Source organism: Methylobacterium sp. WL120 (genome assembly GCF_008039465.1).
Classification (GTDB): Bacteria; Pseudomonadota; Alphaproteobacteria; order Rhizobiales; family Beijerinckiaceae; genus Methylobacterium; species Methylobacterium cerastii.
In genome coordinates this window covers 1-10,103 of the sequence record NZ_VRUT01000164.1, presented here as the reverse complement: position 1 = coordinate 10,103, position 10,103 = coordinate 1, and the positions used below count along the sequence as shown (strand labels likewise).

The 10,103-nt window shown below is 69.6% G+C and carries 11 protein-coding genes; 6 read left to right on the top strand and 5 right to left on the bottom strand.

Annotated features, from left to right (window positions below):
• Positions 1-668 precede the first annotated feature (668 nt).
• The gene (locus FV229_RS22420) at positions 669-1,538 is read left to right on the top strand and encodes a DNA/RNA non-specific endonuclease (protein WP_246688291.1); all 870 of its coding nucleotides are present in this window, start codon (positions 669-671) and stop codon (positions 1,536-1,538) included.
• 12 nt (positions 1,539-1,550) lie between these two features.
• Positions 1,551-1,826, top strand: coding sequence for a hypothetical protein (locus tag FV229_RS22415; RefSeq protein WP_147754083.1), 276 nt, complete (start codon positions 1,551-1,553; stop codon positions 1,824-1,826).
• A gap of 11 nt (positions 1,827-1,837) precedes the next feature.
• Here FV229_RS22415 and FV229_RS22410 read toward each other — a convergent pair whose 3' ends face one another.
• Positions 1,838-2,086 carry a hypothetical protein gene (locus tag FV229_RS22410; RefSeq protein ID WP_147754082.1) on the bottom strand — a complete coding sequence of 83 codons (249 nt, stop codon included), beginning with the start codon at positions 2,084-2,086 and terminating at the stop codon, positions 1,838-1,840.
• A 120-nt stretch (positions 2,087-2,206) separates the two neighbouring features.
• Positions 2,207-2,422 carry a hypothetical protein gene (locus FV229_RS22405; protein ID WP_147754081.1) on the bottom strand — a complete coding sequence of 72 codons (216 nt, stop codon included), beginning with the start codon at positions 2,420-2,422 and terminating at the stop codon, positions 2,207-2,209.
• Between the two features lie 172 nt (positions 2,423-2,594).
• Between FV229_RS22405 and FV229_RS22400 the strand changes: the two genes are divergently transcribed.
• From FV229_RS22400 to eda, 3 genes are all read left to right on the top strand, one after another.
• A complete protein-coding gene (locus FV229_RS22400) occupies positions 2,595-3,710 on the top strand; it encodes a type II asparaginase (RefSeq protein WP_246688290.1) in 1,116 nt (371 codons plus the stop codon).
• Between the two features lie 142 nt (positions 3,711-3,852).
• Positions 3,853-5,676, top strand: a complete 1,824-nt coding sequence (gene edd / locus FV229_RS22395) for a phosphogluconate dehydratase (RefSeq protein WP_147754079.1) — start codon at positions 3,853-3,855, stop codon at positions 5,674-5,676.
• A 23-nt stretch (positions 5,677-5,699) separates the two neighbouring features.
• Entirely contained in the window at positions 5,700-6,314 is a 615-nt protein-coding gene (gene eda, locus FV229_RS22390; protein ID WP_147754078.1) for a bifunctional 4-hydroxy-2-oxoglutarate aldolase/2-dehydro-3-deoxy-phosphogluconate aldolase, read from the top strand.
• Between the two features lie 167 nt (positions 6,315-6,481).
• On the opposite strand, the gene FV229_RS22385 is transcribed toward eda, so the two are convergent.
• From FV229_RS22385 to FV229_RS22375, 3 genes are all read right to left on the bottom strand, one after another.
• Positions 6,482-6,781, bottom strand: a complete 300-nt coding sequence (locus FV229_RS22385) for a hypothetical protein (protein WP_147754077.1) — start codon at positions 6,779-6,781, stop codon at positions 6,482-6,484.
• A gap of 163 nt (positions 6,782-6,944) precedes the next feature.
• The gene (locus FV229_RS22380; RefSeq protein WP_147754076.1) at positions 6,945-9,059 is read right to left on the bottom strand and encodes an ABC transporter ATP-binding protein/permease; all 2,115 of its coding nucleotides are present in this window, start codon (positions 9,057-9,059) and stop codon (positions 6,945-6,947) included.
• Between the two features lie 128 nt (positions 9,060-9,187).
• Positions 9,188-9,481 (bottom strand): hypothetical protein, encoded by a 294-nt coding sequence (locus tag FV229_RS22375; RefSeq protein WP_147754075.1) that lies wholly within the window; start codon positions 9,479-9,481, stop codon positions 9,188-9,190.
• Between the two features lie 395 nt (positions 9,482-9,876).
• Between FV229_RS22375 and FV229_RS22370 the strand changes: the two genes are divergently transcribed.
• On the top strand, positions 9,877-10,068 hold the full coding sequence (locus FV229_RS22370; protein WP_147754074.1) for a hypothetical protein: 192 nt from the start codon (positions 9,877-9,879) through the stop codon (positions 10,066-10,068).
• The last annotated feature ends 35 nt before the right edge of the window (positions 10,069-10,103 follow it).

Sequence of the window (10,103 nt, the reverse complement as noted above, 5' to 3'; positions counted from 1 at the left end):
TGCCCGCCCGTCACCGACACGGTCTCGATCATCTCAGACCGAACCGCCTCCGCAACCGCCGGAAGGTCGCTCTCCGGCAACAAACGCAACGCAGACGTCTCAGACAAACCGTCCAAAATCGAGGGGGATGTTTCTTGACGTGTCAATGAACCACTCGCTCGCTATGACTTCCGGCCCGAAGGGCATCCGTGGCAGGCCGCGTCGATCCGAGGCGGCCGATGCGCGGTCCACCTCCCCTATGACGACGGGGTCGTTCCGGCCGGTTTCGCCGTCGCCCGCTCGCGGGAACGTTGGTACGGCCGCTGTCATGATAGTGCCAATTACGGACCTTGTGGGATCCGATCAATGTTTCATCCCTGGATTTTCCCACTTTCGTGCCCTCGCTGCCACATGAGGCCCGCGTTGCTCCGTGCTGTGCTGTCCGGATTCCTATCGATTCTCGCCTTCGTCTTCAGCGCACGCGCGGAAGCCGAGCCGCGCCCGGTCGACGACGTGTTCACGTTCGCGTGTGCCTTCCTCGGCGACTGCCCGGTTCGCACCGTGCCGGGCGCCCCCGACCGCGACGTCCGCCCATTCGAGGGCACGCTCGGTCGCCCCTGCACCTGGCGCGAGCGCCCGACGCCGTCGGGGCCGCGCAGGGTTCGCGCGTGCTCTTGAGCCGCGGACGAATCGCCCTCGTCGCCCTGATCCTCGGCCTCGGTCCGGTTCGCGCCGCGGAACGCTGCCCGGCCTTGTTCGTCGACAATCGCCCCCCTGAACTGACGAATCCGAAGCTCGCCGCCAAGACGCTGCCCCTCTGCTTCGACGCCTATGCGGTGCTGCATTCCGGGGTGGCGCGCGCGCCGCTCTACGCCGCCGAACGGCTGACCCGGGCGAGCGTCTCGGACGCTCGGCGGGTCGAGCGGATCGACGCCTTCCACGACGAGGACCGCGTCCCCGCCGACAAGCGCGCGCGGCTCGACGACTACGTCCGCAGCGGGTTCGACCGGGGCCATCTCGCGCCGGCCGGCGACATGCCGACCGGCGCGGCGCAGGCACAATCTTTCAGCCTGGCCAACGTCGTCCCGCAGAACCGCGCCCTGAACCGAAGCCTCTGGGCGGCGATCGAGGAGAGCACGCGCCGGCTCGCGACCCGGCGCGGGCAGCTCTTCGTCGTGACCGGGCCGGTCTATGCGGGCGACGCGCTCGCCTCGATCAACGGCCGCGTGCTGGTGCCGAGCCAGATGTTCAAGGCGATCTACGATCCGGTCGCGGGGGAGGGCGGCGCCTACCTTGCGCCCAACGATGCGGGCGGGACCTGGCAGGCGATCTCCCTCGACGCCTTGCGCGGCGTCGCCGGGATCGACGCGTTCCCGTCGCTGTCGCCGAGCCAGAAGGCCTCGGCGATGACGCTGCCGGAGCCGCGCGCCTATTCCCGCGACGACGTCGCCGACCACCGCCCCCAGGGTCGGGAGCAGACTTGGCGCGCTTGGCTCGGCCACGAGGCCGCGCGCGCCCTGCACCGCGCCCTGCGCCAGCTGCTCCGCTCGATCTTCTGAGGATCCTTTGCGATGACGAAGTCCAAGGATGGCGAGCCCGCCTTCGAGCCCTTTGCGGATGCGGCGGCGGTGAGGATCGTCGGCGCACTGGCGTTCGAGAACGGCCCCGACACGATCGCGCTGCACGGCTCCCTCGACATCACGCGGGACAAGGTCGGCCTGGCGCAGGCGCGCGCGCTGAAGGCCACGATCGACGCCGTGGTCGCCGCGCTCGAGGCGGCGGATTTGCCGGCCGAGGTCGCCGAATCGACGACCGCGCCGACGGTGGTGAAGAACCCCTTCGCCTGACGGCGCGGCTTTCAGGCGATGCGCACGCTGGTCAGGGCCTCCGCGGCGCGCCGGACTTCGCCGGCGATCAGCTCCTCGCTTGCGCCATCGATCGGCATGTCGGCCAGGAGCACGGCGACGTCGCGCTTCACGTCCTCGCGCACCTCCGGGTCCTCCTCGGACAGGCGCCCGATCAGCACGCCCATCACGATCTCCATCGCCAGCATCTTCGCGTAGAGGCGCGAGACGGCGTCGAGCGGCTCGTCGTCGGGTTCGGACATGGGGTTCCTGCTTGATCCGGGCCGCTGGCGACCGCGCGTCCCGCGTGATCGGCCGAAGCGAGGCCGGCGCGCAAGTCCGACGTGACCGAAGCGTGGACACGGACGGATGAAGCGCGGGCGCTACGGTGCCTGCGTCGCAGCGACCAATGCAGGCGGTTCGGGTTGCGCCTCGGCGCCGGGCGCCTTGCGAGACACGTAGTAGATGTCGATCGCCCGCCAGAACGCGCCTTGCTCGTCGGAGGTGCGGCGGGCGAGCGCCGTGTCGAGGAGGGACATCGCCTCGCGGGCGGGGGCGTTGGCCTCGACTTCCCGCAGAAGGCTGGCGAAGGTCAGCATGGCGGCGCCTTTCCCGGGGGACGACCCGTATTCAACGCTCAAGCTGCCGCTTCGATCCGGCGTGACGGTCGCGCGGCTCGGTCGCGCGAACGAACGGCTTCGTTCTTGCCTCGCGGATGGGCCGGCCTAGGATGCGGCCGGTGCGCCGCGCCGCGGCGATCCATGCGAAGGGGTGTCGATGCTTCCTGTCAGATCCAGCCGGTGCGCCGCGCTCGCGGCCCTTCTCCTCGCGAGCCTGTCGCTGCCCGGGGCGGCGATCGGGCGCGAGATGTCCGACGCGGCGGTGGAGGCCAAGGTCGGCAAGCCGAACGTGGTGATCCTCGCCACCGGCGGCACCATCGCCGGCGCCGGCGCGGACGCGGCCAACAGCGCGACGTATCAGGCGGCCAAGGTCGGGGTCGACAAGCTGATCGCGGCGGTGCCGCAGATGTCGGCCATCGCCAACGTCCGCGGCGAGCAGGTCTTCCAGATCGCTTCCGAGAGCTTCACCGACGCGCAGCTCGTGCAGCTGGCCAAACGCGTGTCGCAGCTGGTCAAGCAGAGCGACGTCGACGGCGTGGTCATCACCCACGGCACCGACACGCTCGAGGAGACCTCGCTGTTCCTCAACCTCGTGGTGAAGACCGACAAGCCGATCGTGGTGGTCGGCTCGATGCGCCCCTCCACCGCCATCTCCGCCGACGGCGCGCTCAACCTGCTCGATGCGGTCGCGGTGGCCGGCAGCAAGGAGGCGGTCGGCAAGGGCGTCATGGTGACGATGAACGACCAGATCCAGTCCGGCCGCGACGCCACCAAGCGCACCAACATCGTTCCGAGCGCGTTCTTCAGCCAGTGGGGCTCGCTCGGCATGGTGGTCGAGGGCAAGACCTACTTCTTCCGCAGCCTCGACAAGCGCCACGGCACCAGCTCCGAGTTCGACATCGACACGATCGACGCGCTGCCGCTGGTCGCCATCGTCTACGGATCGGGCAGCATGTTCCCCGGCGCCTACAAGGCCGCGGTCGACGCCGGCGCCAAGGCGATCGTCAACGCGGGCACCGGCAACGGCTCGGTGCCGGGCTACCTCGTGGACACGCTGAAGGACATCCGCGCGAAGGGCACGCTGATCATCCGCTCCTCGCGCGTGCCCGACGGGTTCGTCCTGCGCAACGCCGAGCAGCCGGACGACACCTACGATTGGGTCGTCGCCCACGACCTGAACCCGCAGAAGGCCAAGATCCTCGCGGCGGTGGCGCTGACCAAGACCAGCGACACCAAGGAGCTGCAGCGGATCTTCTGGCAGTATTGAGCCCGAAGCCCCCGACCGGTCCCGCCATCTTGTGGTCAGGTCGGGGGCGTAAGGATCTGCACCTTCGCCGGCCGGCCCAAAGTCGGCAGCGCACAGGACGGTCCCGGAGCGTTTCGCATCCGAGCCGTCGAGAGGACTTGCGATGACAGAGATCCATCCGGTGGTCGCGGCCGTGACGGCGCGCGTGGTCGAGCGCTCGCGCGATTCCCGGGCCGCCTACCTCGACCTGATCCGGCGCGAGCGCGAATCCGGCGTGCATCGGCCGACGCTCGCTTGCGGCAACCTCGCCCACGGCTTCGCGGCGTCGGGCGAGGACAAGGCCGCGATCCGCTCGGGCCGGGCGATGAACATCGGCATCGTCACCGCCTACAACGACATGCTGTCGGCGCATCAGCCCTTCGGACGCTACCCCGAGCAGATCAAGCTGTTCGCCCGCGAGGTCGGCGCGACGGCGCAGGTCGCGGGCGGCACGCCGGCCATGTGCGACGGCGTCACGCAAGGCCAGCGCGGCATGGAGCTGTCGCTGTTCTCGCGCGACACGATCGCGTTGTCGGCCGCGGTGGCGCTGAGCCACGGCATGTTCGACGGCGCCGCGCTCCTCGGCATCTGCGACAAGATCGTGCCTGGCCTGATCATCGGCGCGCTGCGCTTCGGCCACCTGCCGACGATCCTGATTCCGGCAGGCCCCATGCCGACCGGCATCGCCAACAAGGAGAAGCAGCGCGTCCGCCAGCTCTATGCCGAGGGAAAGGTCGGCCGCGAGGAGCTGCTGGAGTCCGAATCCGCCTCCTATCACGGCGCCGGCACCTGCACGTTCTACGGCACCGCCAACTCCAACCAAATGATGATGGACGTGATGGGCCTGCACATGCCGGGCGCCTCGTTCATCAACCCGGGCACCAAGCTGCGCCAGGCGGTCACGCGCGCTGCGATCCACCGCCTGTCGGAGATCGGCGCATCGGGCAACGATTACCGACCGCTCGGGCGCTGCATCGACGAGAAGGCGATCGTCAACGCGGTGGTGGGGCTGCTCGCCACCGGCGGCTCGACCAACCACGCGATCCACCTGCCGGCGATGGCGCGCGCCGCCGGCATCGTCCTCGACTGGGAGGATTTCGACCGGCTCTCGGCCGTCGTGCCGCTGATCGCCCGCGTCTACCCGAACGGCTCGGGCGACGTGAACCACTTCCACGCGGCCGGCGGCATGAGCTTCGTCATGGCGAGCCTGATCGATGCCGGGCTGCTGCACGACGACATCCTCACCGTGTCCGGCGCGCGCCTGCGCGACCACGCCCGCGACCCGAAGCTCTCGGGGGACGACCTTACGTTCGAGGATGCGGTGCCCGAGAGCCTGGACGACACGATGCTGCGCAAGCCCGGCGCGCCGTTCCAGGCGGACGGCGGGATGCGGCTGGTCAAGGGCAACCTCGGCCGTGCCACCTTCAAGACCAGCGCGGTCGAGGAGCATCGCCGCACGATCGAGGCGCCGGCCCGCGTCTTCGACCACCAGGACGACGTGCTGAAGGCGTTCAAGGCGGGCGAGCTCGAGCGCGACGTGGTCGTGGTGGTGCGCTTCCAGGGTCCCCGCGCCAACGGGATGCCGGAGCTGCACAAGCTCACACCGCAGCTCGGCGTCCTCCAGGATCGCGGCCACAAGGTCGCCCTCGTCACCGACGGGCGGATGTCGGGCGCTTCAGGTAAGGTGCCGGCGGCGATCCACCTCAGCCCCGAGGCGCTGGGCGGCGGCCTGATCGCTAAGATCCGCGACGGCGACATCGTGCGCCTCAGCGCGGAAGAGGGCCTGCTGCAAGTGCTCGTCGACGACGCCGAACTCGCCGCCCGCGACGACGCCGTGGCACCGCCGCCGGCCACCGGCACCGGGCGCGAGCTGTTCGCCTTCATGCGCCACGGCGCGGACGGAGCCGAGCAGGGCGCCTCGGCGATGCTCGCCGCCGCCGGCCTTTGAGATCAACGGACAAGGAACGCAGCATGACCGGCATCGACGCGCTGATGCGCTCCGTCCCCGTGATCCCCGTCCTCGTGATCGAGGAGGTCGAGCACGCCGAGCCGATCGCCCGCGCCCTGGTCGAGGGCGGGCTTACAGCGCTCGAAGTCACCCTGCGCACGCCGGCGGCGTTGGACGTGATCCGCGCGATGTCGCGGGTGGAGGGCGCGGTGGTGGGCGCCGGAACAGTGCTCAACGAGCGCGACCTCGACGCGGCGATCGAGGCTGGCGCGACCTTCATCGTCAGCCCGGGCCTCACCGCGCCGCTCACCGAGGCGGCGCTGAAGCGCGGCATCCCCTACCTACCGGGGGTCTCGAACGCCGCCGACATCATGCGCGGCCTCGACCACGGGCTCGACCGGTTCAAGTTCTTCCCGGCGGAGGCTTCGGGCGGGATCAAGGCGCTGAAGGCGCTGGCCGCGCCGTTCGGCCAGGTCCGGTTCTGCCCGACCGGCGGCATCTCCGAGGCGACGGCGCCGGAATGGCTGGCGCTCGGTGCGGTGCTCTGCGTCGGCGGAAGCTGGGTGGTTAAGCCCGGTGCGCCGGACGTGGACGCGATCCGCAAGGCCGCGCTCGCGGCCACGGGGCTGCTCGGCTAGAGCAATTTCGAGCGAGGTGGACGCCGGCTCGCGTGAAGAAAATGCGACCACGCAATAGGACAGAGAATGTTACATGATCCGGAGATCATGCAACATGCTCTAAACGCGCGAAAACGCCCGCCCCGGTCTCCCGGAGCGGGCGCGATCTCAGCTGCGATCGAAGTCGATCAGCAATCGTTGCTAGCGGCCTGCGCGGCGGTCGGCTTGCCCTTGTCCTGCGCGTTCACGTCGGCGGGCGAGGTGGCGGTCGCGGCGGAGCCCGCCTTGTTCATCGCGCCGACCGTACCGGGGGACTCGCCCTTGGCGCCGGGGCTGGTGTTGGCGGTGGCGCTCGGATCGACCGTCGAGGACTTGCTGGCGTCCTTGTTCGGCGTGACCGTGGTCCCGGTCGAGCAGGGCGCCGCGAAGGCTGCCGACGACATCAGGACGAGGGCGGCGGCGCTGGCGAAAGTCGTGATCTTGGTCATGCGTTTCTCCGCAGTTTCTTGATAGCGGGGTACAAACGTCACGACTGCGTGAGGGTTCCTTTCTTATTCCCGATCGGCAATTGCGATTGGTGATTCGTCCCGTCTCGCAGTTCGATCATTGAAAAGCCGGCTCGACATGCGAGCCTTCGTTGCGGCGGATGCTCTATTCGGCCGGCGCGACGGCGCGAAGCTCGCGCGGGCTGAACAATCCGTCACCCGTCGCCTGCATGTCGACCCGGCGCTCGTGGTGCGCGTGCAGCGTCGAGCGATGCCCGATCGAGACGATCGTGGTCCCGGGCAGCCTCTCGCGCAGCATGCGATAGATGCCGGCCTCGCTCGCCTCGTCGAGTGCGGCGGTCGACTCGTCGAGGAAGAGCCATTCGGGCTTGGCCAGCACCACGCGGGCGATGGCCAGGCGCTGCTGCTCGCCCCCGGACAGGCGCTGGTCCCAGGCGTCGACCTCGTCGAGGCGGTCGGCCAGCGCCGGCAGCTGCGCCGCGACGAGGGCCTCGCGGATCGCGGCGTCCGGAAACTGGTCCGTGGTGTTCGGGTAGCACACGGCGCCGCGCAGGGTTCCGAGCGGAATGTAGGGGCGCTGCGGCAGCACCAGGGCCGACTGGCCGGCCGGGACGTCGATCCGGCCCTTGCCGAACGGCCAGATGCCGGCGATCGCGCGGAACAGGGTCGACTTGCCCGAGCCGGACGGGCCGGTGAGCAGGGTCGCCGCGCCCTTGGTCAGGGACAGGCCGTCGGCTGTGACGATGGTCCGCCCGTCGGGCAGGGCGAGGGTCAGCCCCGTGGCGGTCACGTCGGCCTTGCTGGCGTTGCCGTGGCCGAGCCCGTCGGTCGCCGCGGAATACGCCTCGGCCAGCGTCATCGCGCGCTTGAACGACGCAAGACGGTTGGTGTTGGCCTTGTAGGCCGCGATCGTGACGTAGGAGTTGATGAAGAACGACAGCGACGACTGCACGCTCGAGAAGGCGTCGCCGGTCTGCTGGAACTGCCCGAGGGTGATCTTCTTCAGGAAGTAGCTCGGCGCCGCGAGGATGTAGGGGAACACCACGCTGATCTGACTGTAGGACAGCGTGAAGCTGCCGAGCTTGATCCGCCGGTAGATGATGCCGAGGTAGTTGTCGATGATCTCGTGGAAGAGGCTCTTCAGCCTGACGTTCTCGGCGCGCTCGCCGCGCAGCAGCGCGATCTGCTCGGAATAGATCCGCGACCGGGCCAGCGAGAAGCGGAAGTCGGCCTCGACCTTCTCCTGCCGGAAGTCGAGACCGATCAGCGGCCGCCCGATGACATGCGTCAGCCAGGTGCCGACCAGGGCGTAGCCGACCACGAGCCAGACGAGGAAGCCCGGCACGACGGTGTCGGTGAACGGCAGCACGAAGTCGCGCGACAGCCCCCACAGGATGACCATGAACGAGACCAGGGTCGCAGCCTGCGACAGCAGGCGGATCGAGAGCGTCGTCGTCTGCGAGATGAACAGGTTGACGTCGCTCTGGATGCGCTGATCCGGGTTGTCGGCGTGCTCGCCGGTGAAGGGGATGCGGTAATGCGTGCCGCCGTCGAGCCAGCGCTCGTAGAAGCTTCGGGTCAGCCAGGTGCGCCAGCGCAGGTGGAGCGACGCGTCGACGAAGGTGTCGAACATGCCGACCACGACCCAGACCGTGGCCAGCGGCGCGAAGATCCAGACGAGCTGGTACCAGAACGCGTCGGCGTTGTACTCCTGCAGGGCATTGAACAGGTCTCGGAACCAGAAATTCAGGCGCAGCTGCAGCGCCACCTGCGCGAAGGTGATGAAGATCGACAGCGCCACCAGCCGCTGCCCGACCTTGCCCTCGGTGTTGCCGAAGAACCGGAACGGGCCGATCTCCGCGGTCGGCGCTTCGCGGCTGGCGAAGTAGGGGTCGGCGATCAGGGTGATCGCGCGGATCGGCTTGAGGTAGGAGATCGCGAGGACGAGGCCGCCGAACACGACGGCACCGGTGGCCGCGAAGGCCGGCGGCAGCAGGGCGGCCAGCGTCGGCGGCAGCAGGCTCATCGCCGCCAGGGTCTTGCCGCCGGCCAGCACGAGGTAGCCGATCCCGTAGACCGCGACGAAGACCTTCAGGTAGGCGGAGAGGTTGGCCGAGGCGAGCAGGATGCCGGCCATCGCGAAGCCCGCGAGCGACACGTAGAGCGGCGGGGAGGGCACGCCGGGCGCCGCCAGCAGCACGAGGGCGGCAAGCGCCGTGAGCACGGCCTGCAAGCCGAGCCCGCTTCGAAGTGCGGCCACGCGCGTCTCCCGGTGATCTTGGTGGTCGGCTCCGTTGTCGGAGCCCTCCCGGCGGCAGTGAAGGCGGGTCGTGGCGAGATCGTGGCACCAAGAGGCGCGCGACGCTCAACCGCGCGTGAACGGGCGGCCTACCAGTTCCAATCCTCGAAGCCGGGCTCGCGGCAGCGATAGCCGATCGGGCATTGCGGGTTGTCGCGAGTAGGCACGAGACGGAGCTCGGCGATCTCGGACAGGTCGCAGAAGCTGCGGTCGCGCACGACGCGCTCGGGCTGTCCGGCGCCGACCGCGATCGTCACGTCGCCGCCGCGCTTCACCAGCGCCATCGCGTCGGCGCAGGCGATCCGCGGCGTCGCCTGCCGCGTCTGCGCCGCGGCCGGCCCGACGGCGAGGGCGATCACAAGGGCCGTGGCGAAGCATCTCATCGCGGGGGATCGGGTGCCTCGAAGGCGCGTCCTGAACGGATCGGCTGCCGAACATGGCAGTGAATCGGCAGCCCCGCCATGGCACGAATGCAACGTCGGAAGTGTTACGTCGAAGACCCACAGGCAATCCGTCGCCGCCACGCCGCCGTATTCGCGCGGTTTAGGGATTTCCCGAGACGGAAGACCGGTTAACATTTCGTCGCCCGCAATGCGTATTCGGCGCATCCCGCGGCGTTCGCGCAAAGGTTCTAGGAGCGGATGGTCCTGGCGACCGGTGCCCGGACCCGACGTGCGGGGCGGCGACTTGGCGGCGACTTGGCGCCGACACGGCGTCGGTCGAGGGTCGCGAGGGGTGTCGGCGTCCGGTGCGCACGGTCCGCTGAGGGGAGGACGGGATGGCCATGGCGGTGGGGCTCGACGCGGGCCCGGCGGAGCAGGGCGGCGGACAGGTTCGTGCCGTCTCGAAGCGCTGGATCGCGCTGTTCGTTGCGCTCGCCGCCGGCTGGGGCATCCTATTCGGCTACAGCCTCTACGGCCACATCGTCGAAGCCGGCGACGGTCGCTTCCTTGGACGACGCGCCGCCTGATGCGGTGCGGCGGCCCGGTTCAGCCCGCCCGGCGT

Excerpts from the sequence above, each read along its gene's own strand:
- FV229_RS22370 (WP_147754074.1), top strand. The coding sequence starts at position 9,877 with ATGGCCATGGCGGTGGGGCTCGACGCGGGCCCGGCGGAGCAGGGCGGC.
- FV229_RS22410 (WP_147754082.1), bottom strand. The coding sequence starts at position 2,086 with ATGTCCGAACCCGACGACGAGCCGCTCGACGCCGTCTCGCGCCTCTAC.
- FV229_RS22385 (WP_147754077.1), bottom strand. The coding sequence starts at position 6,781 with ATGACCAAGATCACGACTTTCGCCAGCGCCGCCGCCCTCGTCCTGATG.
- FV229_RS22375 (WP_147754075.1), bottom strand. The coding sequence starts at position 9,481 with ATGAGATGCTTCGCCACGGCCCTTGTGATCGCCCTCGCCGTCGGGCCG.
- FV229_RS22405 (WP_147754081.1), bottom strand. The coding sequence starts at position 2,422 with ATGCTGACCTTCGCCAGCCTTCTGCGGGAAGTCGAGGCCAACGCCCCC.
- edd (WP_147754079.1), top strand. The coding sequence starts at position 3,853 with ATGACAGAGATCCATCCGGTGGTCGCGGCCGTGACGGCGCGCGTGGTC.
- FV229_RS22415 (WP_147754083.1), top strand. The coding sequence starts at position 1,551 with ATGACGAAGTCCAAGGATGGCGAGCCCGCCTTCGAGCCCTTTGCGGAT.
- eda (WP_147754078.1), top strand. The coding sequence starts at position 5,700 with ATGACCGGCATCGACGCGCTGATGCGCTCCGTCCCCGTGATCCCCGTC.